Annotated in this window: 22 protein-coding genes; 14 read left to right on the forward strand and 8 right to left on the reverse strand. The window is 60.5% G+C overall.

Going from position 1 to position 21,115, the window contains the following annotated elements; all coding sequences use genetic code 11:
- Positions 1-25: 25 nt before the first annotated feature.
- The 3 genes from gcvA (at position 26) to V3H56_RS16490 (ending at position 2,632) form a co-directional block, all read left to right on the forward strand.
- Complete coding sequence (gcvA, locus tag V3H56_RS16480; RefSeq protein ID WP_123578990.1) at positions 26-931, forward strand: transcriptional regulator GcvA; 906 nt, start codon at positions 26-28, stop codon at positions 929-931.
- A gap of 76 nt (positions 932-1,007) precedes the next feature.
- Positions 1,008-1,835, forward strand: coding sequence for a DMT family transporter (locus tag V3H56_RS16485; RefSeq protein ID WP_338473627.1), 828 nt, complete (start codon positions 1,008-1,010; stop codon positions 1,833-1,835).
- A 35-nt stretch (positions 1,836-1,870) separates the two neighbouring features.
- A complete protein-coding gene (locus tag V3H56_RS16490; RefSeq protein ID WP_338473628.1) occupies positions 1,871-2,632 on the forward strand; it encodes an SDR family oxidoreductase in 762 nt (253 codons plus the stop codon).
- Positions 2,633-2,636: 4 nt separating this feature from the next.
- Here V3H56_RS16490 and V3H56_RS16495 read toward each other — a convergent pair whose 3' ends face one another.
- Positions 2,637-3,821 carry an aldo/keto reductase gene (locus V3H56_RS16495; protein ID WP_123578884.1) on the reverse strand — a complete coding sequence of 395 codons (1,185 nt, stop codon included), beginning with the start codon at positions 3,819-3,821 and terminating at the stop codon, positions 2,637-2,639.
- A gap of 175 nt (positions 3,822-3,996) precedes the next feature.
- Between V3H56_RS16495 and V3H56_RS16500 the strand changes: the two genes are divergently transcribed.
- From V3H56_RS16500 to V3H56_RS16525, 6 genes are all read left to right on the forward strand, one after another.
- Positions 3,997-4,962, forward strand: a complete 966-nt coding sequence (locus V3H56_RS16500) for an AraC family transcriptional regulator (RefSeq protein WP_047738972.1) — start codon at positions 3,997-3,999, stop codon at positions 4,960-4,962.
- Positions 4,963-5,229: 267 nt separating this feature from the next.
- Positions 5,230-6,222, forward strand: a complete 993-nt coding sequence (locus tag V3H56_RS16505; protein ID WP_338473629.1) for an aliphatic sulfonate ABC transporter substrate-binding protein — start codon at positions 5,230-5,232, stop codon at positions 6,220-6,222.
- A 56-nt stretch (positions 6,223-6,278) separates the two neighbouring features.
- Positions 6,279-7,121 (forward strand): ABC transporter permease, encoded by an 843-nt coding sequence (locus tag V3H56_RS16510; protein WP_042728403.1) that lies wholly within the window; start codon positions 6,279-6,281, stop codon positions 7,119-7,121.
- A 3-nt stretch (positions 7,122-7,124) separates the two neighbouring features.
- Entirely contained in the window at positions 7,125-7,838 is a 714-nt protein-coding gene (locus V3H56_RS16515; RefSeq protein WP_047738973.1) for an ABC transporter ATP-binding protein, read from the forward strand.
- Between the two features lie 120 nt (positions 7,839-7,958).
- On the forward strand, positions 7,959-8,120 hold the full coding sequence (locus V3H56_RS16520; RefSeq protein WP_185057662.1) for a hypothetical protein: 162 nt from the start codon (positions 7,959-7,961) through the stop codon (positions 8,118-8,120).
- 53 nt (positions 8,121-8,173) lie between these two features.
- Positions 8,174-8,764 (forward strand): XRE family transcriptional regulator, encoded by a 591-nt coding sequence (locus V3H56_RS16525; RefSeq protein ID WP_162489268.1) that lies wholly within the window; start codon positions 8,174-8,176, stop codon positions 8,762-8,764.
- A 60-nt stretch (positions 8,765-8,824) separates the two neighbouring features.
- Here V3H56_RS16525 and V3H56_RS16530 read toward each other — a convergent pair whose 3' ends face one another.
- From V3H56_RS16530 to V3H56_RS16550, 5 genes are all read right to left on the reverse strand, one after another.
- A complete protein-coding gene (locus V3H56_RS16530; protein ID WP_338474787.1) occupies positions 8,825-9,325 on the reverse strand; it encodes a hypothetical protein in 501 nt (166 codons plus the stop codon).
- 322 nt (positions 9,326-9,647) lie between these two features.
- Entirely contained in the window at positions 9,648-12,023 is a 2,376-nt protein-coding gene (locus V3H56_RS16535) for a hypothetical protein (RefSeq protein ID WP_338473630.1), read from the reverse strand.
- 51 nt (positions 12,024-12,074) lie between these two features.
- Complete coding sequence (locus V3H56_RS16540; RefSeq protein ID WP_338473631.1) at positions 12,075-12,824, reverse strand: ABC transporter permease; 750 nt, start codon at positions 12,822-12,824, stop codon at positions 12,075-12,077.
- 7 nt (positions 12,825-12,831) lie between these two features.
- Positions 12,832-13,833, reverse strand: a complete 1,002-nt coding sequence (locus tag V3H56_RS16545) for an ABC transporter substrate-binding protein (protein ID WP_338473632.1) — start codon at positions 13,831-13,833, stop codon at positions 12,832-12,834.
- Positions 13,830-14,669, reverse strand: coding sequence for an ABC transporter ATP-binding protein (locus V3H56_RS16550; protein ID WP_042731463.1), 840 nt, complete (start codon positions 14,667-14,669; stop codon positions 13,830-13,832). The genes V3H56_RS16545 and V3H56_RS16550 overlap by 4 nt, the downstream gene beginning before the upstream one ends.
- A gap of 132 nt (positions 14,670-14,801) precedes the next feature.
- Between V3H56_RS16550 and V3H56_RS16555 the strand changes: the two genes are divergently transcribed.
- Positions 14,802-15,545 (forward strand): GntR family transcriptional regulator, encoded by a 744-nt coding sequence (locus tag V3H56_RS16555; RefSeq protein ID WP_047738979.1) that lies wholly within the window; start codon positions 14,802-14,804, stop codon positions 15,543-15,545.
- A 95-nt stretch (positions 15,546-15,640) separates the two neighbouring features.
- On the opposite strand, the gene V3H56_RS16560 is transcribed toward V3H56_RS16555, so the two are convergent.
- Both V3H56_RS16560 and V3H56_RS16565 read right to left on the reverse strand, forming a co-directional pair.
- A complete protein-coding gene (locus tag V3H56_RS16560; RefSeq protein WP_042731465.1) occupies positions 15,641-16,459 on the reverse strand; it encodes a helix-turn-helix domain-containing protein in 819 nt (272 codons plus the stop codon).
- 5 nt (positions 16,460-16,464) lie between these two features.
- Positions 16,465-17,004 (reverse strand): kinase inhibitor, encoded by a 540-nt coding sequence (locus tag V3H56_RS16565; RefSeq protein WP_080922128.1) that lies wholly within the window; start codon positions 17,002-17,004, stop codon positions 16,465-16,467.
- A gap of 410 nt (positions 17,005-17,414) precedes the next feature.
- Between V3H56_RS16565 and V3H56_RS16570 the strand changes: the two genes are divergently transcribed.
- The 4 genes from V3H56_RS16570 to V3H56_RS16585 all read left to right on the forward strand — a co-directional run bounded on the left by V3H56_RS16570 (position 17,415) and on the right by V3H56_RS16585 (position 21,110).
- On the forward strand, positions 17,415-17,819 hold the full coding sequence (locus tag V3H56_RS16570; protein ID WP_042731466.1) for a hypothetical protein: 405 nt from the start codon (positions 17,415-17,417) through the stop codon (positions 17,817-17,819).
- Between the two features lie 249 nt (positions 17,820-18,068).
- On the forward strand, positions 18,069-18,461 hold the full coding sequence (locus V3H56_RS16575; RefSeq protein ID WP_042731470.1) for an ester cyclase: 393 nt from the start codon (positions 18,069-18,071) through the stop codon (positions 18,459-18,461).
- A 169-nt stretch (positions 18,462-18,630) separates the two neighbouring features.
- On the forward strand, positions 18,631-20,463 hold the full coding sequence (locus V3H56_RS16580; RefSeq protein WP_042731467.1) for an AAA family ATPase: 1,833 nt from the start codon (positions 18,631-18,633) through the stop codon (positions 20,461-20,463).
- Positions 20,464-20,465: 2 nt separating this feature from the next.
- Positions 20,466-21,110, forward strand: a complete 645-nt coding sequence (locus V3H56_RS16585) for a 4Fe-4S single cluster domain-containing protein (RefSeq protein WP_047738980.1) — start codon at positions 20,466-20,468, stop codon at positions 21,108-21,110.
- The last annotated feature ends 5 nt before the right edge of the window (positions 21,111-21,115 follow it).

Genomic DNA, 21,115 nt, shown 5'->3' on the forward strand with positions numbered 1-21,115 from the left:
GATGACCTGCCGGAACCCCCTCTACATGAGAGATCTGCCACCGACCGCCACTTTGCGTGCCTTCGAAGTCGCCACCCGGCACACGACCTTCACCGCTGCCGCGCAGGAGCTGCATGTCACGCAAAGCGCGGTCAGCCACCAACTCAAACACCTCGAGTCGCTGTGGGGATTGCAGCTGTTCGAGCGTGGCAAGTCCCTGAGCCTCACGGCCGCGGGGGCTACGCTGGCGCCCATCGTGCGGGAGTTCTTCATGAGCCTGGAGGCAACCCTCGGCGATCTGCGCGAGCAGAAAGACCGGGTCCGGCTCGAAGTCAGTACCACCTATTCCTTCGCTCTGAAATGGCTACTGCCACGCCTGCCCGGTCTCTCGCGCCTGCATCCCGAACTGCTCGTCTCGCTGGACACCACGGACAAGATCATTCATTTCTCCAACGCCCAGGCCGACGTCGCGATCCGGCTCGGCAAGGGGAGTTACCCCGGCCTGCATTCGGAGTTCCTGTTCGGCGAGCAGGTGTTTCCGGTGGCCAGTCCCGAGTTGCTGTTGCGCTTCGGGACACCGCAGAGCCCTGCCGAACTGTTGCACTACCCGCTGCTGACCCGCGATGGCGCCGAGCTGGTGCCGAAATGGGAAGTCTGGTTCCAGAAGGTCGGGTTGGAGTTCCTCCCGCTCAAGGAAAGCGTGAGGTTCGGCGACACCAACATGACGGTCGAGGCAGCCCTGCTCGGCCAGGGCATCGCCCTGGTGCGCAGCGGGCACGTGGAAAGCGAAATCAGCGATGGGCGTCTGGTGCGGTTGTTCGACGTGCCGTTTCCCTCCCCGCTTGCCTATTACTTTGTCTGTCCGAAAGGCATCGAGTCACAGCCACACATCGTCAACTTTCGCCAGTGGCTATTGAGCGAGGCGCTGAAAGCCCAGCAAGCCTATGGGTGATGCATGAGGTTTTGCTCATGAAACAATGAGGAGACTTCTCTGTAATCCGGGCACGGCGTTGCATACACTGGCCCGCATGCCTATCCACATCACACTCCTGGTTCTCTTCGCCGCACTCTTGCATGCCAGCTGGAATGCCCTGCTGCGTGGCGGCGCCGATCGACTCTGGTCCATGACGATCATGTGCATTGCCGTGGCCATCGCCAGCGCCGTGACCGCCGCGTTCATGGTGACGCCGGCGCCCGCCAGTTGGGGCTATGCGTTGCTTTCAGCGCTGCTGCACGTTGGCTACAACCTGTTTCTGGTACGCAGCTACCGGCTCGGCGACTTGGGGCAGGTCTACCCGATTTCCCGTGGTTCATCACCGGTCCTGATCACCTTGGGCGCCGCGGCCTTTGCCGGGGAAAGCATCTCGCCTGGCACGTTACTCGGCATCGCGCTGGTGTCGGGCGGCATCATTTCGCTGGCCTTGAGCGGACGCAAGCTGTCCACTCCGAGTCTGTCCTATGCGCTGGGAACCGGCTGCTTCATCGCCGCCTACAGCGTCACCGACGGCATCGGCGCCAGGCTCTCCGGCGCGCCACTGGCCTACACCGTGTGGATGTGCACCCTGTGGGGCGTGATGATGCCTATGGTGTACATCGGCCTGCGCGACGCCCGTAGCCTGTTCGCGGTGCGGCCCGGCCTGTTGACCGCCCTGGCCGGCGGGCTGGTCTCCCTGTTGGCCTACGCCATCGTCATCTACGCCATGAACGAAGCGCCCATGGGCGCGGTGTCTGCATTGCGTGAAACCAGCGTGCTGTTCGCGGCGTTGATTGGCGGCCTGTTCCTTGGCGAGGCGCTCACTGTCCGCCGAATCCTGGCCAGCGCAGTGATCGCCAGCGGCATCCTCATCATCGGCTGACACGACTTTTCTCACCGTCGCAGGAGGTAACCCCTATGGAAAACGTCTCGCAGGCACCGCTGATCCTGATCACCGGTGGCAGTCGCGGAGTAGGTGCCGCCACCGCGCGCCTGGCCGCCTCGCAAGGCTATGACGTGGCGATCAGCTACGTGGCCAACGAGCCTGCGGCACAAACTGTCGTGGCAGATGTCGAGGCGCAAGGACGTCGGGCACTGGCGATACGGGCCGACAGCGCAGACCCGGTGCAGGTCGCCGACTTGTTCACGGCCATCGACCGCACCTTCGGGCGCATCGACGTACTGGTGAATAACGCCGGTGTGCTGCAAACCCAGTCCCGCCTGGAAGACCTCGGCTTCGAGCGCATGCAGCGTATCTTCGCGGTCAACGCCATCGGCCCGATGCTTTGCGCCCAGCAGGCGGTGAAGCGCATGTCCCATCGACACAACGGACCGGGCGGCGTGGTGATCAACGTCTCCTCGGCCTCGGCCCGCCTCGGCAGCCCCAATGAATATGTCGACTACGCGGCGTCGAAGGGCGCCCTGGAAACCTTCACCATCGGCTTGGCCAAGGAAGTGGCCCGCGAAGGCATTCGCGTCAACTGCATCCGCCCCGGCCACATCTACACCGACATGCATGCCAGCGGCGGCGAGCCGGGACGGGTCGAGCGCGTCAAGGACTCGATCCCCATGGGGCGCGGCGGCCAACCCGAGGAAGTGGCACGGGCCATCCTGTGGCTGGCCAGCGCGCAAGCCTCCTTCGTGACCGGTACGTTCCTCGACGTGACCGGCGGCAAATGAGGGCTCAGGAAGGTACCGGCGCTTGGGCATCGATCAGTCCGTGACGTTTCAAATCATCCCAGAACGCCGCAGGAATACCGACCTTCATCGCCTGGATATTGGAAACGACCTGCCCCGACGAACGCGCCCCCGGAATGATCGCGGACACTTGCGGATGTGCCGCCGCAAACTGCAAGGCGGCAGTATGGATATCAATACCATGTCGACGGGCTATGGCCATGATTCGCGCGCGCTTTTCCACCGCTCCGGCGGGTAGATCCTGGCTGAAGTTGTATCGATTGCGTCCTCCCAGGAATCCATCGTTCAGGGGGGTTCCAACCACGACGCTGGTGCCCTTGCTTTTCAACGCCGGTAAGGTACTGCGCAAGGCATCGCCGTGGTCAAGAAGGGAATACTGGCAGGCAAGCAGAACGATGTCCGGAACCGGGTCATCACCGGCCAGTGCCCGGACCACGGCGTCCGGGGCATTGACTCCGAAGCCCCAGGCTTTGATGAGTCCCTCGTCACGCATCTTTTCAAGCTCGACCATCGCCCCCGTGCGCGCAATTCGATACGCCGCTTCCCAGCCGCCATCCAGTTCGGTGTTATCGGGTGAGAGATCATGGATAAAGACGATATCGATGCGTGGCAGGCCCAGACGCTGCAGGCTGTCTTCTACGGAGCGACGTGCGCCTGCCGCGGTGTAGTCATAGCGGTAGTTGAAGGGCGCCGGCGATTTCCAGATGGCATGGTCCGCACGCCGGCCACCCGCGGCCGTCAATACGCGGCCGACCTTGGTGGATACCACGTAGTCGTCTGGATCCTTGTCATGCAGGAAGCGCCCCAGGCGATATTCGCTCAAGCCAAACCCATAGAATGGCGAGGTATCGTAAAGACGTACGCCCTCGCCCCACGCAGCCTGCAGAACCGACCTCGCCTGCTCATCGCTGATGGGCGCAAAAATATTACCGATCTGCGTTCCGCCCATACCAAAGCGCAGGGGCGTCATGTACCTCATCGTATGCGAGGACGCATTGACCGGCAGGTCTGTGCGCACGAGTCGCCCTTCTGTACGCATGACGCTTCCGCGCTCTGTCAGCGCGGCGGCCGTGGAGGCGGTAGTCATTGAACTGGCCAGGCTCGAGGCTGGCAGTAGAGCGGCTGCAACAGCACCCGCCGCCGAGTAGGTAAGAAAATCTCGTCTGTCCATCCAACATTCCTTTCGCGACTGGGTTTCACGGGCTGTACACAGGCCAGAAACTAGAGCAACGAAGCGGAACCGGGTGAGCCAAATACGCCATATTTTCTGCACAATCCTGCCGATACCCTTGTGCCAGGCACACACGCTCAGCACACTCGGACACTCCGTGAACAGGACATACGTGATGACTAGCGGTTCTTTCTCGCAGTTCGGTCTGAGCCGCCCCCCGGGCGCAGGCGAACCCGCCCAGCCCAACGAACGCCTCCAGGCACTTGGAAGGCTCATCGAAAAAGTCACGAGCCAGATTGGCTTGAACGAGGTCTGCCCGACATCGATCCCAGGCCTGACTTTTTATCGAATGGCCGAGTTGGGTACGCCCACGTACTGCATTTATGAACCGTGCATGGCCATCATTTTGCAGGGGGCAAAGGAGATCACGTTCGGTGAGCAAGCCTGTGAGTTCGGACAGGGGGCGTTCTTCGTCACGTCAGTCGACATTCCCACACTGGCTCGCGTTACAGCGGCTGACGAACGAACGCCTTATTTATCCGTTGTGTTGAAGCTCGATCTTTCCATGCTCAACGAGGTGATCCAGGCCCTGGAATCCCCCAGGCAGGAAGTGGCATCGGTCGCACGCGGCTTCGCATCCGGAGCGGCGTCAGGCGAGATGCTCGACGCCTTCATTCGCTTGACCACGCTGATCGAACGGCCGCTTGAAGCGGGCGTGATGTCGGATCTTATCAAGCGAGAAATATGCGTACGTCTGTTGCTCAGCGGTGCGGGCCCGTGGTTGCGCAGCGTCGCTCGCGATGGTTACCGGGACAAAGGCACTGTGAGAGCCATTGAGTGGCTGAAACACCACTACGACAAGCCGCTGCATGTGGCCGATCTCGCTCAACGGTCAGGCATGGCCTGCTCCACCCTGCACCACAACTTTCGCAAACTGACGGGCACCAGCCCCGTCCAGTACCAGAAATCGTTACGGCTGCAGGCCGCCCGCAGCCTGATGTTGACCGAGCGGGTGGACGTGAACACCGCCGCGCTGAGAGTCGGCTATGAAAGCGTCGCCCAATTCAGCCGCGAGTACGCTCGACGCTTCGGCTCCCCACCGTCAAAAGACATCAAGCACACACGGGAAAATAGAACGTAGCGCCCTCCCCGATTGATTCGAAATTCCATTGGCGCATAGCTCACCGTTACCTGTCTCCACTGCTCATGGCGCAACAGTGCAGTAACAGACTGTTGGGCCTGCAACATCTTCCGGAGGGGGCTCACCCCGTTGAAGGTCCGGAAAATAGTCCTTTCCCAGCTATGGCACAGAGCCTGCAATCTTCCAGGCAAGCGGGATTTGCTCCTGCCTTCCGACCTTCTGGAAATAAAAAAATCGCCCTCTCGCCGCCTTGCCTGGAGCTGTTCCATGAACCCCGCCTCCCGCGTCTCCCTGGCCCGTGCCAGATTCCTGATCAGTGCCTGCATCCTGGCACTGGGCTTGCCGTCCATGACCCGGGCCGCAGAAAGCCCGCCTGCCGAGGTGCATCTGGATTACGCCTATTACTCGCCGGTCAGTCTGGTGCTCAAGCACTTGGGTTATCTGGAAAAGGCCCTGCCCCAGACCAAGGTGAGTTGGGTCTTGAGCCAGGGCAGCAACCGTTCCCTGGAATACCTCAACAGCGGCGGCGTCGATTTCGCCTCCTCCGCCAGCCTGGCGGCGGTGTTGAGCCGCGCCAACGGCAGCCCGATCAAGTCGGTGTATGTCTACAGCCGCGCCGAATGGACGGCCCTGGTGGTGCGCAAGGATTCGCCGTACCAGACGGTCGCCGACCTGAAGGGCAAGAAGATCGCCGCCACCAAAGGCACCGATCCCTATCTGTTTACCCTGCGCAGCCTGCAACAGGCTGGACTGGACAAAGACGACGTGGAGCTGGTGCACCTGCAACATCCGGACGGTCGCACCGCCCTGGAAAAAGGTGACGTCGACGCCTGGGCAGGCCTCGACCCGCACATGGCCGCCAGCGAAGTCCAGGCCGGCTCGCGCCTGCTGTATCGCAACCCCGCTTTCAACAGCTACGGCGTGGTCAGCGTCACGGAGAAATATGCCCAGGAGCACCCGCAGACCATCAAGACCGTGCTGGCCGCCTACGAACAAGCGCGAGAGTGGGCGGTCGGTCATCCGCAGGAGCTGGCCAAGTTGCTGGCCGACGAATCCGGATTGTCGCTGGAAGTGGCCAGATTGCAGTTGTCGCGCATTGACCTGGGTAACCCACAACTGAGCGCCGAGGATGTGCTGGCCTCCAAGGCTGCCGCGCCGATTCTGGTCTCCGAGGAACTGGTCCGTCGCGGGGTGAATGTGGACCAGGTGATCGACCAACTGCTCGACACCGGTCGCCAGCAGGCCGTGGCCCGTCAATAACCCAGGCAATAACCGATCCGCGCCTGGCGCGGATTCGCCATTGCCGGAGAACCACCATGAGCAGTCATAGCAAAGACCTTTCCAGCCCACGCCTGGCCCTGTCACTGGCGAGCAAAGCGCCCCCGTTCAACCCCGACTGGCGCCTGCGGCTCAAGGGGTTGGCGCTGCCGGTGCTGATCATCTTGATTTTGGAAATCATCGTGCGCATCGGTTGGCTGCCCTCCTACCAGATGCCCGCCCCCAGCGAGATCGCCCTTACGCTGGGCGATCTAGCCGAAGGTGCGCTGTGGAAACACATCGGCGCCAGCCTGCTGCGGGTATTGCTGGGCTTCGCCATTGGCGCCAGCCTGGCATTGATCTTCGCCGCCTGGGTTGGCTTGAGCCGGGAAGCCGAAGCCTATCTGGAACCCACCTTCGCCGGCCTGCGTTCGATCCCCAGCCTGGCCTGGGTGCCGTTGCTCCTGCTGTGGCTGGGCATCGACGAAACCTCGAAGGTGGTGCTGATCGCCATCGGCGCGTTCTTTCCCGTCTACCTCAATGGCGTGGCAGCGATTCGCAACATCGACCGCAAGCTGGTGGAGGTCGGCCATATGTACGGTTTCAATCGCCGCCGCCTGGTGCGCCGGATTCTCCTGCCCGCCGCCCTGCCCGGCCTGTTCACCGGATTGCGCAGCGGCATGAGCCTGGCCTGGATGTTCCTGGTCGCCGCCGAACTGATCGCCGCCACCAAGGGCTTGGGCTATCTGTTGAGCGACGGCCGCGAAACCTCGCGCCCGGATATCGTACTGGCAGCGATCATCGTGCTCGCCGTGCTGGGCAAGCTCAGCGACGGCATGCTTGCCGGCCTGGAAAAACGTTTCCTGGCCTGGCGCGACACCTTTACCGGCACCGAGGAATGAGCCATGACCCAAGCCCTGCTGGATATCCATGTCGAGCGCAAGACCTTCGCCACCACCACGGTGCTCAGTAACATCCACCTTCAACTGCAACCTCGGGAAACCGTGAGCCTGCTGGGTCCCAGTGGCTGCGGCAAAAGCACCTTGCTGCGCATCGTCGCCGGCCTGGAAAAAGACTTCGAAGGACATCTGCTCAGCGACACCGAACAACTGGCCTTCGTGTTCCAGGAGGCGCGATTGATGCCCTGGCTGACGGTGCAGCAGAACATCGGCTTCAGCGATGACAACGATTACGACGAAGCCTGGGTTGCGCAGTTGATCGACGAGGTCGGCCTCACAGGCTTCGCCGACGCCTTGCCCAAGGCATTGTCCGGCGGCATGGCACAACGTGTGGCGATTGCCCGCGGCCTGTATTCGCGACCACGGGTGCTGTTGCTGGACGAACCCTTCAGCGCCGTGGACGCCTTCACCCGGATGAAATTGCAGGACCTGCTACTACAACTGGCCGAGCGACACGCCATCGCTTTGTTGCTGGTGACGCACGATGTGGACGAGGCGCTGTACCTGAGCGACCGGGTACTGATGATGGACACTCGCCCCAGCAGCATTCGCCAAGAGCTGACGGTGCAACTGGAGCACCCGCGGGACCGGCGCGACCCGTTGTTGGCGCGGCTCAAGGCATTGGCCCTCGGCGAATTGCGCAACGCCCATGTCATCTGATCAGCCGCCCCAGAAAACAACCAAAAGGAATTAATAAATAAAAAATCAATATTTATGGTTATAAAAATAACCACGTAATCTCAACTCATTCCGCCACCGTCCACGACAGTGAAGTGCCTTATGAAACCGACTGACAACGTTATCGACTTCGTCCAATTCCGCAAACGCAAGCAGGCCCAACAACGGGCCCACGCCATGTGGGAAATGTACGCGCGTAATGCCGGTTACCCGACGTTCCAGTGGCTTCAAGCCTCTCAGCCCACCCGGACGTACCAGGCGTGAGCGCCCTGGAACCTTCGCGTTTTCTGGCGAGTTCCGACGACCCTGAAGTGGAACTGAATAACCTGCAAGCGCTGGACGAGGACCCTATCTGCGAACGGGTTGCGCAGAACCTGCAACGCCTGCGGGGCAAGCGACACCTCTCCCTCGACGCCCTCGCCCGCCAGTGCGGTGTCAGCCGGGCCATGCTCGCGCAGATCGAATCCGGGCGCAGCGTGCCCTCGATCAAAGTGCTGTGCAAAATCGCCAAGGGTTTGAAAGTTTCCGTGGCTGCATTTCTTGAGCACCGGGCTTTCGAGGGCGTGACGGTGCTGGCGGCCAGCCAGAGCAAACGTTTGGTCAGCGCCAATGGCGCCTTTGTCAGCCGCACGCTGTTCCCTTTCGACGTCGCACGTCAGTCGGAATTCTACGAGCTGCGCCTGAGCCCGTTGGGCGAGGAACAATCCGATGGACACGGCCCCGGCGTCCAGGAAAACCTGGTGGTATCCCAAGGCGTGCTGGAAATCAGCGTCAACGACGAACGCTACCTGCTCTCCACGGGCGACTCGATTCTGTTTTATGCCGACCAGGCGCACCGTTACCGCAACCCGGCCGACAGCGAAGCGGTGGCGTACCTGGTAGTGACCTATCCGGAACGCCTGGACTGAAAAGCAGGTGAACCTGCGGCGAGAGAGCTTGCTCCCTCGCCACAGGGGTCCTGGTAAGACTCAGCAGGTGCAGCACATCATCGGCATGCCATTGCAGCTCATCATCATCGGCATGCCGCAGTCGTTCATCATCTTCATCATCAGGTTGCAGCAGTTTTTCATCAGGTCCATGTTCATGCCGGCCATCGGCATGACTTTGCACATCATGCAATCAGCCATCACCGTGCATTCCATCACGCATTTCATCGATGGCATCGGCATGCCCATCATCGGCATAGGCATCATCATGTTCGCCATCGGCATGGCCATGCTCGCCTGGGACATGCACATCATGCTCATGTTGCCGCAGTGCATCATCATCGGCATGCCGCAGTTCATCATCATCTGCATCATCTCGGCGCTGTTCTTGAACATCGCCATGTCCATGCCGGCTGCCGGCATCATTTTGCACATCATGCCGTCATCCATCATATCGCAGGTCATGGTAGCCATCATCATCGGCATACCCATCATCGGCATGTTGGTGTTCATCGGCATTTGCATCTGCATGGCGTTCATCATGGTGTGTTCCTTCAAGGATCGAGAGTGGACAAGACTGATGGCGCGGATTCTAAGCCTTGAGCCGAGCCCAACAAGATGGCGATCCAACAGCGGGAATGAATGCTCGAGCAGTCCTGGCGAAGTCAAGAACGCCAGATCATCCGTCATTACACACATTTCGCTTTCATTGCAGAAACCCTGTCAGTGATCAATTCGATTAAGTGGTTATGGATATGCAATCAGAGCCTATGGAAATAACCGTAAGAAATAATCGTTCTAGACAAGGCCTCGAATGATGCAAGTCCGAAAACGAACGGTCGAGCGGCCCGCGCTTGGCGCAACGTCAGGCAGGCAAGGTGAAAAACAACGCCGATGTCCAGACCCGTGACTGATCCCGTTGCCGGGCGCAAATGAACAGAGGGTGTTCACGACCTCGCTCCAGATTCAACCCGGCAAGGTCGATCGCCCCTTGCAACTCGCGAGGCAGCGGCGCAGCCGTGACCCTCTCCAGGGACACCTTCAGTTCCGCACCCGGCAGCTCTTCAACCACCTCCGATAGCGCCAGCAATTGCTCGCCGGGCACTTCCATCCGCACCGTGGGCGCATGCACGTATGGCTGCGGTTGCGATGGATCGCCGACCTTGATGTAGTTGTCGATACGGCTATGGATCTGCAACGTGGCGCCGGCCAGTTGCGAGAGCTCGATCTCGATGCTGTCGGTATCGCCATTGGTGTCGGTCCGGAAGGCCAGGACCGTTGCATCCTGGCGCCAGACTGTTTGCTCGGGGTGATCCAGGCCCAACGCTTGAAAGCCCTTGATGACGGCGCCGGTGATGCGAATCTCGCCGCTCCAGTAGGCCCCGCGATAACGGTCCTTGATCCGCGCACCGCCCAGGCGAAGACGGATGCGTTGCGCGGAAAACCCCAGCTCCTGATGCAGGTTGCGCGACCAGATCAACTGGTCGCCGTCGAATAGGTCGACCTGTTCCCAGCCGGCCTCTCCCAACAGTCGATAGTCCAGCGTGGCGGTCGAGTCGGCGGTGAAGACCTCGCCCATGAAATGTTCGCCCTGGCGCAGACTGGCGAACGAACGCTCGCCGGTCGTGGCGAAGGTGCGTCGGGCGCGAAGCGCCTTGCCGACACTGGCCCGGTCAAAGCCATCGGCCAACACGCCGGTCAACCCGCCACGGGAGCCAAACACCGCCGTGGCCGGGACACCACCGCCGCAACGTCCCTGGTGTTCGTCGCTATTGGCCGCGGCTCCCACCCGATAACCACGGGCCAGCGCCTCGGCGTAGACCCAATGGAACTGTCCCCAGGCCGAACCGACTTCGATCAGTCGCTCAAGCTGCGGGTGGTGCCAGTCAAGATTGCAACGGCGTCCGCCCACGTGGGGCATCATCAGATGGCCTTCGGGATCCTTGGCATAAGCGGCATACAACTCATCCACCGGCCAGGCGCCCGGCTTGATGGTACCGGCGGTGAACTCGTTCCATTCGAAGGAGCGCACCAGGCGCCCTTGATTATCGAAGGGAAACTCGGGCTTGCGGTCATGCAGGAACACCACATTGCGATCCCCGCCCGCACAGGAGTTACCGCACCATTCGGTCCCGGGGTAGCAGACGAACCGGCCCGGCTCGTTGAGTTCATGGATCAGCTTGACCGCCTGGTCCCAGCGTTGCTCGGTGATATTGAAATCGTTGGCGGTGTAGCCCAGCACATCGAGCCCGGCAACGTCGCGGCCGTAGCTGAGGTTGTACAAGGTGTCGTTGGTGCCCACGGTGTCATCGGAATGCACATGCAGGTCTGCGTAGAGAGGGCGCAATGCTGTTCCCGCTGGATCGACCGTGACAAACGCCTGGGCCCCACGCACGGACCGCGCCTTCACCTCGGCCCGCAAGCGCCACTCGCCCGACGTGCCGAGGTCAACGGCCGCAATCCGGGCAATGGCCCAGCCATCAGTCGCCAGGGTGAACGGCCGCTGGCGCTCCACGCCTTCAGGATCAACCAACGTCAGGGTGCCGTTGAGCGGCAACTGGCGGCAGGTGTTGCCCCAGGCATCATCGGCCCGGAGCAGCACATCGAACGCCTCTCCCGCGCTGACCAGCCGTGGCACGATCAACTGCAGGCCGTGGGCAGGCCCCGGCACGATGTCGAGCAACGGATCACCCGGCACCTCGGCAAATTTCGAGCTGCCCAACGGGTCGATGAACAGCCGGAAGCGGAAGTCTTTTTCCACGAAACTCTGCACCCGCGTGCCCGCCCCGCCCTGACGGCGATCACCCAGGCGAATGATGACCTTGTCGCCTGGATTCAGATAGCCGTCGACGATATCGATGATGATCGCCTTCTGGAACGGCCGCTCATGGCCCTTCTGGTCGAAGCGCACCTTGAGGTGCTGCACGGTGGCCTGGCTCTGGCCCGGAACGAGCTCGCCGGCCTGGTACTCCGCGCTGACATAGTTGGGGCCGGCCGGGTTCGAGGTCTGGAACAGGGCCCAATCGGAGTAGAACTTGAAGGCCAGCTTGAGCCAGGCGCCGTCGGCCAGACCACTGCCACCGACCTCGTAGATCAGAGTGATTTCATCCCATTGACCGGCGACCAGCGTGTCACGGTCGCTGTGAATACTGCCCAGGAACGGCCGTTGCTTGTTGCGCTCGTACAGGCCCAGGGGGGCGATGTAATGCCCGGCGTCGCGGGGATCGAAAACGTTACTCACATGACACCTCGTGCAATGGTCCATTGAAGGTTTGAAGGGGGGCCAAGGTGCTTATTGCACTCGCCATTTCTGGTAATGACGCTCGATGCGCCGGAACACAAAACTCTCCATCAGCCAGGCAATCAGGCCGATCACGACGATGCCCAGCAGCACCTGGCTGCTGTTGCCAATCTGCCCACCGGTGGACACCATCCAGCCGATACCCTGGGAGGCGCCGATCATTTCCGCCGCGACCAACGCCCGCCAGCCCTGGCTGAAGCCGATGCGCAACGCGGCGGTCACGAAGGGCAACGAGGCCGGCAGGTAGACGTGGGCCAGCAGTTGCCAGGCGTTGGCGCCCAAGGTACGTGCCGCGCGGACTTCTCCACCACGGATGCTTTGCACGCCTTCCTGGATAGTCACCGCCATGGGGAACATCGCCGCGATGAAAATCACCAGGACGATGGAGACATAACCCAGGCCGAAAATAATCATGATCAGCGGCGCCCAGGCGATCGGCGGGATGGCCATGAACAGGCTGTTGAGCGGCGAACTGAAATCGCGAAAACGCGACGACAGTCCACCCGCCGTACCCAGCACGACTGCGACGACGACCGCCGCGCAGAAACCACCCAGCTCTTCCAGGACGCTGGCCCGCAGGTGTTGCCACAGCGAACCGTCACCTAGCCAGCGAACGGCCTCGCGGGCCACATCCCAGGGCTGCGGCAGGATGTAGGTGGGAAAGCGGCTGGCCAGGACCACCCAGATCAACAACAGGACCGGCAGCGAAGCCCATCCCCAATTCGGTTTTGGCAGGGACATGACGGACTCAGTACGCGGCTTTTTCCAGGTAAGTGGTGTCCACGATCTGTTCGGTCTTGAGCGTGGCATCGATAAAACCCAGGTCGTGGGAGTAATCCATCAGGCGCTGGATGAACTGGATATCCGAAGCCTGCAAATCCGCCGACCAGCCCAGCCGCGTACGTGCCTGGGCAACAATGGCCTCTGGGGCAATGGTCTTGCCATCCAGGCCTTGCACCGCTTCGAGCTTGAATGCCTCGGCAATGAGCCGGTTCGATTCGGCGGGATGCTCGTTGAGAAAGGCGATGGCCTTGCGATGGGCGCGCAACAGCTTGACCACGTCATCGGGTCGCTCCTGCAAGGTTTTCGGCAGGGCGATCACCACGTACCAGGGATACTGTGGCAGCGCCTGGTTGACATCCAGCAGGATCCGGCTCGAGCCGCGCAGCACTGACTGGCTGACAAAAGGCTCCCAGGAAAACGCCGCGTCGACGATGCCGCGCTCCAGGGCAGCGTTCATATTGCCGGGCGGCATGTCGATGATGTCCAGGTCCTTGTCAGGATTGAGGCCGGCTTTCTCCTTGAGCACATAACCCCGCAGCAGCACATCCATGCCACTGCCCTTCTTGACCCCGGCCAGCTTCTTGCCCTTGAGCGCGTCCAGGCCGGTGATCAGGCTCTTGCTATCGACAATCACGGCGGCCTGCCCGTAGTTGACCTTTGCCAGGATCCGGCTTTGCAAGCCTCGGGAAAACCACTGGTACACCGGCGGCGTCCCGACGTAGGCCACATCCAGCTCCCCGGAAGCCAAGGCCTGCTGGATCACTGGGCCATCGCCCAACGCCTTGAGGTCGACGTCCAGGCCTTCCTCGCGGTAGAACCCCTGCTTGTCGGCGATCAACGCCGGCGCGTTGGCCATGGCAAAGACGTAGCCGATACGCAAGGGTTTATCCTCGCCAGCCACGGCAAAAGCACTGCCTGCCAGCATGGCAACAGACAAGGAAAAGGCAAGCAGCGAACGTTTGGTCATGCTGTCATCTCAAGTCGGGGGGTGGGAAAAGCCGTACCCGGGGGCGCGTCCATGACCTGGGAAATGCGTTCCATCAGCTCATTGCGGTAATCGAGGAAGGCCGGCAAGCGGCGGGTTTGCAGGTTGGAACGCGGACGCGGCAGGCGAATCTCCAGTTCGCTGTGAATACCGCCAGGGGCGATGTTCAACACGATGACCCGGTCTGCCAGGAACACCGCTTCGTCGATATCGTGGGTAATGAACAACACCGTCTGGCCGAGCTCGGCCCAGATACGCAATGTCTCTTCGTTCATGCTGTTACGACTGATGGCGTCCAGCGCGGCGAAGGGTTCGTCCATCAGCAGCACGCTGGGTTCGAGCGCCAGGGTCCTGGCCAGGGAGACGCGCTGTTGCATACCGCCGGACAGCTGATGCGGCAGCTGATGCGCCGCTTTTTCCAGACCGACCAGGCGCAGGTATTGCAGCGCCTTTTGGCGCTGCTGCGCTTCGCTGGTCCGGGCACTCATCCGCAAGCCAAAACGGGCATTTTCCAGGGCACTCAACCAGGGAAACAATTGCGGCGCCTGGAACACATACCCCAACTCCGAACGCTCTGGCCGCACCGCGGTCTGGTTGATGGTGATATGCCCGCTTTGCGGTTGCACGAACCCCGACAACAAGTTCAGCAACGTGGTTTTCCCGCAGCCGGATGGCCCGAGGATCGCGACGAATTCACCGGGTCTGGCATTCAGGCTGAACGAGGAAAACACCCGATGCCCATTGGGGTAACTGAAGCTGATATCAGCGACGGTCAGGGCATCGGCTTGCAGCTGTCGGCGCGGTAAGGTTCTGAGCATGGCAAGTATCGTCGGGTCGTTTACAATGGCAATGCCCGACATAATACGTATTAATACAAGTACGCCCAATAACCTATTTTTATAACCTTAGAAGTGACGGCCCTGCCCCACTCAAAGCCCTGGAAGCTGACCGTGTCTACGTCCATTCTTCGCGACAGCACCACCTCGCTCTACGAACAGATCGCCCACCGGTTGCTGGAGGAAATTCAACGCGGCGACTATGAACCCAGCGGCAAGCTGCCGTCCGAGGCGCAGTTGGGCGAGCGGTTCGGGGTAAGTCGCGTCACGGTTCGCCTGGCGGTCGGCAAGCTCAGCGACGACGGCGTGGTGGAGCGCAAACAAGGCAAGGGTACGTTCGTCGCGGCCAAGCAGGTGCGCCACGGCCTGGACGCGTTGCGCAGCTTCCATGAGGCGTTGTTGCTGCAAGGACTTCAGCCCACCATGCAGGTGATCAGCCATGCCTTGCAGGCCGTTCCAGAAGCATTGCGGGAATTATTTGAAGACGCCGGGGATTGCCTGCTACTGGAACGGCTGCACTCTGTCGATGGCGAACCCATCGCCCTGGGCCGCAGCCATTTACCTGCCGAGCTGGCCGAGGTGGCCTGGGCCGAAGTCGAACATCAGCCGATTTACTCCATTCTCGAATCCATCATCGGCCTGCCGGTCATTCGCGCCGACCTGGCAATCCGTGCGCAGGAGGCCGACAAAAAGCTGGCCGACGCGCTGCAGATCAAACGCGGCGCAGCGCTGCTGGTCATGGAGCGCACGTCCTATTTCGCCGACGGCCGCTGCTGCGACCGCACGACGTTTTACATCCGACCGGAACGCTATGCCTTTGTCCTTAGTGGTGTTTTCAAATCCAGTTCGGGTAGTTGATGATCCAGGCCTGATCAATACCGGCTGTGCAATTGCATCGGCCTCTGGCGGGTGCCTGCAAAGGAATGCCCAAATCGTAGCGCAACGTTTCAGGCTTAAATCGCTGCCCGCAATTCACGTGGCGACAGCCCATAGTGTGAGCGAAAGCGCACCGCAAAACGTGAGGCCGAGGCGTAACCACTGGCCGCGGCAATTTCCCCGATAGGGCGAGAAGTTGTTTGCAACCCTTGCAACGCCGTGGCCAGTCGAACGCCCTCCAGAATGTTCCGGAAACTGTCCCCCTCATTCGCCAGCTGGCGACGCAACGTCGACTCACCCAGATTCAGGCGTTGTGCAATGGTCGCAACCGTCCAGTCTTTCTCCGGGCTGCCCATTACGATCTGCTGCACACGTTCACGAACGGGATCGTTGCGCCCCATCAGCAGAGGTCCGATCTGGCCACCAAGGCACAGACTCAGAAGAACCGCTTCCCCGTAGAGCGCGCGTAATGCGTCCGGGGAGTTCGCATGGATAGAGGCCAACAATTGATCCCATGCCTGTGTGGTGTGCCTGTCCAGAGGGACGCATAGATCGGTCTTCAGTACACCCTGACGGCTCATGATCTGCTGGCTATATCGGGCGCTGAAGTTACGCAATGCCGAGATGGGAAAGGTCACCGCATCGGCGATGTAGTGACCGTGAAGTCCGGGGAAGTTCGAGATACCCAGCTCGCGTCCGGCCGGCATCAGGATCAGATGTTGCGGCCCGGCACGCATCTCCCGATCATCCCATTGCAACAGCTTTTCCCCTTGCCGCACTCGACACAAGGTGGTCACGAACACCGGCACCCTTGGCAAGGTCAATGGCTGTCGCGCCCGTATGACACACGCATCGATAATGTTTTCCCGGTGCTGTATGCCGTCACAAGGGCGCATCGTTCTTAACGTCCGTAAGTTGAAGTAATGGTCGCTTTGGCAAGGGCGTTGGCATTGAGCATGTACCCTACCAAGGCACCGCTGGCCTCACTGTCGAGTGGTAGCTTATCTACTTTCAACGCCCATACGGTGAATTGATATCGATGGGGTTTATCCCCTACAGGTGGGCAAGCCCCGCCAAATCCCGGCTGGCCAAAATCGGTTCGCCCTTGTACTGCACCGGCAGGCAGGTTCGCTCCCACTCCTCTCGGCAAGCTATTGGTGGAAGTCGGCAGGTTAACCACCGTCCAATGCCACCAACCGCTACCGGTCGGTGCATCGGGATCATAGACCGTGATCGCATAGCTTTTAGTACCTGCGGGAGCGTTTGCCCAGGAAAGCTCGGGAGAAGTGTTGCCACCTTCGCAACCGAAGCCTTGGAACACTTCGCGCTTGGTCAGCGGACGTTTGTCAGCAATATCCTGGCTGGTCAGTGAGAAGTCGGCGGCATATCCACTGAATGCTACAGCCATGGTAAGTGCAGGCAGGACTGATCTGATGTTCATCGCGGCTCCATCTGAGTCTTAGAGTGAAGCTCGAGTCTAGGTTGAACAAAGCGTGGCTACTGTGCCGAAATGCTCGATAAGCGTGCCGAAATGCTCTTTTTTGTTTGGGAAGCGATCCCCTGGCTTCCGTGGGCGATTTCGCCTCTAACCCACAGTTGTGCTCAACCTCAACACTACCCGTTTCGCGCCGCGCAAACGCCAGTCGCCCTCGCCGCAGTGAGTTCCGCCCAGATACCACGGCCATCGGTCGAAACGGCGTGTGTAAGTGGTACTACTCCCCTCCGCGCTTTTGGTAGCAGGCGCTTTTGGACAATTGACGCTTCTGGTCAGCCCTCGCAACACTTCACGCCGCTCACAATAATAATTACTGCCGGGCGCCTAGGCGTGCGGATGAGACAAGGAGTTCTTAAATGCTTGGTTACTATGCGCAATACAGCAAGGAATACATCACAACCCTGATGGTGGTGACCACCCTCTTCTTTGCCTTGCCCATCTTTTTCGCCCCGCTCCAATGGGCCCGGCTTATGCGCTGGACCGTCCCCGAACACGAACATCTGGCTATCTATTTCGGCCGTTGCCTCGGTGCATTCATCCTTGTCGTTGAAGTAGCGATGTTGCGTTCAGCCACCACCGGCACCAGTTTCAGTTATGCCTTCGATATTCTTTTCGTGGTCTTCACGCTGATGTTCTTCGTGCATGTCTACGGCGCAATCAAACAGATCCAGCCTATTACCGAAACGCTCGAAATCGGTTTCTGGATGATCCTCTTCGTACTCAATATTCTGTTCTACCCAGCCGCCAGTATCACGCTGTAAAACCTTCACTGGCCCGCGACCGGAAGTTCGCCGGCCGCCGTTCAACCCTATTGAAAGTCAGCATTGCCTGGCGCCATCGCGTCGGCGTCCCCGTGTCCGCCGGACGCTCCGCCATGGTCGTTCAGCAACGCGATGACCACTGTCACCTACACCGCTGACTTTCTACTCTGCTCACTGCCTTGATGAGACATCACAATCGGACCTAGGATCGCAAAGGCAAGAACAGACATGAAGAGGAGAATCAGCCCCATGAGCCCGAACCTTGCCGATCTTTATAGCGACTACATCGCCTGCCTGAATGCACAGGACTGGGAAAACCTGGGCCATTTTGTGCACCCGGATGTGGTTCACAACGCAAAACCATTAGGGTTGCACGGCTATCGAAGCATGCTGGAAGCAGATTATCGGGCTATCCCCGACTTGCGCTTTGCGATTGCATTCCTGGTGATCGACCCACCTAAGTTGGCAGCTCGCCTGGCCTTCAATTGCGCACCGGTTGGGGAATTCCTGGGCCTGGCGGTGAATGGGACACGCATCTCGTTCGCCGAAAACGTCTTCTACGCGTTCGAGGACGGCAGGATCCGCGAGGTCTGGTCGGTCATCGATAAGGGAGCGATCGAAGCTCAGCTCCGATCAGCGTAGCGGATGCCTCAAGGCTGCAGATTATCCGCGGCCTACGTGCCGCAGGATAAAAGAAACGAGCGCCCCCTAAGAAGCGCTCTCTCAACACAACTTTCCGTAGCAGCGCACTGGCAAATGGGCGCATTGAGCAATACCCTGCCCATACCGACCCAACGTTACGAGCTGAAACATGTCAGGGATTGCGATATTTGAAAGCCCACGTTGGCTGCGAGATCTTCTGCGCTTCTTGCCTCTGAAGAGCCAATTCGTCCTGTCAGGCAACATCCGGGACCTACAGGCCAGTGAGGTGGCGCCCGGTACGGTGACCGCCCAGAGCTTCAACCAAACCCTTTGTAATGCCCTGCTCGATGCTGGCTACGCCCAAGTCATTGCCTGGGATCCGGTATCCGGTTTCCGGGCTGTCGGCAAACCTGGTTCCGACCCAGAGGCCGGCCTGACGGTGCTTCAGGAACTTGGCCTGACCCCGGTGAACGGCGTCGCACCGGCAGGTATCGACCTGCTGGGCGCCACCCTGTCACGGCTGGTGAGTCGTGCTGGTGAACCGGTCGCATTGATCATCGATTTCGCCTCGCGCCTGGCGGTCCGCAACGACGCCCTCAGCGCGGCTGAACATCATCTCTTTACCCAGGCCCTGGTGCAATCCCATCAGGCTCGCAGCCGTCCAGCCACAGAACTGCGCAAACCTTTCTTCAATACCTTGCTGTGGCTGGTGGAAAAAGAAGGTGATCTACCCGACTGGCTGCTGGTCGACAACCCGCGCTTGCGCCACATTCCCGTATCCAAGCCCGATCAACTGGCCCGTCGCGCACTGGCACCGGCGCTGCTCAAGGGGCTCAGTGGCAGCCAGGGCGCCAGCGAAGAGATCATGCATCAAGCTGTGGATGCCTTCGTACAGAATACCGAAGGCTTGCTGCTGCTCGATCTCAGTGCCATTGCTCAACTGGCGCGCGTCGAGGGTGTACCCATGCCGCAGATTGCCGACGCAGTGCGCCGCTACAAGATCGGCGTCACCGAGGATCCGTGGCTGAAGATCGACCGTCAGCGCATCCGGCAGGCGGATGCCCTCGTCCACCAGCGGGTCAAAGGCCAGGAGCATGCAGTGACGCACATGCTCGATATCGTCAAACGGGCGATGACGGGCGTCGGCGCCAGTCGCAAGGGCAATCGTCCACGGGGGGTAGCCTTTCTCGCGGGGCCGACCGGCGTAGGCAAGACTGAACTCGCCAAAACCATCACCAGCCTGCTGTTCGGCGACGAAAGTGCATACATCCGCTTCGACATGTCCGAATTCAGCGCCGAGCATGCCGACCAACGCCTGATCGGCGCACCGCCCGGCTACGTCGGCTATGACGTCGGCGGTGAGCTGACCAATGCCATCCGCGAGAAGCCGTTCAGCGTGGTGTTATTCGATGAAATCGAAAAAGCCCATCCGCGGATCCTCGATAAATTCCTGCAGATTCTCGACGATGGCGTGCTGACTTCAGGCCGTGGTGACCGTGTGTACTTTTCGGAGGCGCTGATTGTGTTCACCTCCAACCTCGGGATCTATCGCCAGGGCGACAATGGCGAACGCGTCGCGAACGTCCTGCCGGGCGAAGCCTTCGAGCAGGTCCAGGACAAGGTGCATAGCGAGATCGACCGGTATTTCAAGCTGGTGCTCAACCGACCGGAAATCCTCAATCGAATCGGCGAGAACATCATTGTCTTCGACTTCATTCGTGAAGACGTTGCAGTGCAGATCTTTGAACAGATGGTCAACGCCACTTTTAGCGATCTGCAGGGACAGAACCTGTTTATCGAATTAGCCCCCCAGGCACGCCAGGCACTGCACGGCCTCTGTCTGCAGGATCTGTCCAACGGTGGCCGAGGCATCCGCAACCAATTGGAGGCACGCCTGCTCAATCCCCTGTCGCGGGCGCTGTTTGATCAGGATGCTCAACCAGGCGAGCACTTCACCATCACCGAGTTGGACATCGCTGGGCTGAAGATGGAACGTCGCTGAACATGGACCTCAGTCTGTCGCGCGTACACTTTCCGGTCACCACCCTCGGCCCGGGACGGCGCCTTGGTATCTGGTTCCAGGGCTGCAGCATCCGCTGTCCTGGCTGCATCTCTGCCGATACTTGGGGGCCAGGACACCGGCGCTTGTCGCTAGAGCAATTGCTAGAACAGATCACCCCCTGGCTGCACGAGGCAGACGGGATCACGATTTCCGGCGGAGAGCCGTTCGACCAGTTCGACGCCCTGCGGTCGCTGCTCGAAAGCCTGCGTCAACGCAGCGATCTCGACATCCTGGTCTACAGCGGCTACTCCCTGGAGCAACTCGATGAGCCGTTGTTTCAAGCCAATGGCCTGATAGACGCCTTGATCAGCGACCCCTATATCGAAGCACTCAGCCAAACCATGGCCTTGCGCGGCAGTGACAATCAACGCCTGAGCCTGCTTACGCCCCTGGGGCAGGCACGCCTGGGCCGCTATGAACGCCTGCTGGAACCCGCCGACAAGGCGCTTGACCTGATGTTTGACGAAAGCGGCAGTGTCTGGATGGCCGGCATCCCACGACCTGGCGACTTATTGCGCTTACGCGATCTGCTGCATGAACAAGGCCATCATTTACAGACCAGCGCACACGCGTCGCGACGCCGCTGAGTGGA

The sequence above is a fragment of the Pseudomonas sp. MS646 genome, assembly GCF_036693845.1.
GTDB classification, from domain to species: Bacteria; Pseudomonadota; Gammaproteobacteria; order Pseudomonadales; family Pseudomonadaceae; genus Aquipseudomonas; species Aquipseudomonas chlororaphis_E.

Bases quoted from the DNA above. Each gene is read 5' to 3' on its own strand.
- V3H56_RS16530 (WP_338474787.1), bottom strand. From the start codon at position 9,325: ATGATGAACGCCATGCAGATGCAAATGCCGATGAACACCAACATGCCG.
- V3H56_RS16500 (WP_047738972.1), top strand. From the start codon at position 3,997: ATGACTAGCGGTTCTTTCTCGCAGTTCGGTCTGAGCCGCCCCCCGGGC.
- V3H56_RS16580 (WP_042731467.1), top strand. From the start codon at position 18,631: ATGTCAGGGATTGCGATATTTGAAAGCCCACGTTGGCTGCGAGATCTT.
- V3H56_RS16570 (WP_042731466.1), top strand. From the start codon at position 17,415: ATGCTTGGTTACTATGCGCAATACAGCAAGGAATACATCACAACCCTG.
- V3H56_RS16565 (WP_080922128.1), bottom strand. From the start codon at position 17,004: ATGAACATCAGATCAGTCCTGCCTGCACTTACCATGGCTGTAGCATTC.
- V3H56_RS16485 (WP_338473627.1), top strand. From the start codon at position 1,008: ATGCCTATCCACATCACACTCCTGGTTCTCTTCGCCGCACTCTTGCAT.
- V3H56_RS16545 (WP_338473632.1), bottom strand. From the start codon at position 13,833: ATGACCAAACGTTCGCTGCTTGCCTTTTCCTTGTCTGTTGCCATGCTG.
- V3H56_RS16550 (WP_042731463.1), bottom strand. From the start codon at position 14,669: ATGCTCAGAACCTTACCGCGCCGACAGCTGCAAGCCGATGCCCTGACC.
- gcvA (WP_123578990.1), top strand. From the start codon at position 26: ATGAGAGATCTGCCACCGACCGCCACTTTGCGTGCCTTCGAAGTCGCC.
- V3H56_RS16520 (WP_185057662.1), top strand. From the start codon at position 7,959: ATGAAACCGACTGACAACGTTATCGACTTCGTCCAATTCCGCAAACGC.
- V3H56_RS16495 (WP_123578884.1), bottom strand. From the start codon at position 3,821: ATGGACAGACGAGATTTTCTTACCTACTCGGCGGCGGGTGCTGTTGCA.
- V3H56_RS16515 (WP_047738973.1), top strand. From the start codon at position 7,125: ATGACCCAAGCCCTGCTGGATATCCATGTCGAGCGCAAGACCTTCGCC.
- V3H56_RS16490 (WP_338473628.1), top strand. From the start codon at position 1,871: ATGGAAAACGTCTCGCAGGCACCGCTGATCCTGATCACCGGTGGCAGT.
- V3H56_RS16540 (WP_338473631.1), bottom strand. From the start codon at position 12,824: ATGTCCCTGCCAAAACCGAATTGGGGATGGGCTTCGCTGCCGGTCCTG.
- V3H56_RS16560 (WP_042731465.1), bottom strand. From the start codon at position 16,459: ATGCGCCCTTGTGACGGCATACAGCACCGGGAAAACATTATCGATGCG.
- V3H56_RS16585 (WP_047738980.1), top strand. From the start codon at position 20,466: ATGGACCTCAGTCTGTCGCGCGTACACTTTCCGGTCACCACCCTCGGC.
- V3H56_RS16510 (WP_042728403.1), top strand. From the start codon at position 6,279: ATGAGCAGTCATAGCAAAGACCTTTCCAGCCCACGCCTGGCCCTGTCA.
- V3H56_RS16575 (WP_042731470.1), top strand. From the start codon at position 18,069: ATGAGCCCGAACCTTGCCGATCTTTATAGCGACTACATCGCCTGCCTG.
- V3H56_RS16505 (WP_338473629.1), top strand. From the start codon at position 5,230: ATGAACCCCGCCTCCCGCGTCTCCCTGGCCCGTGCCAGATTCCTGATC.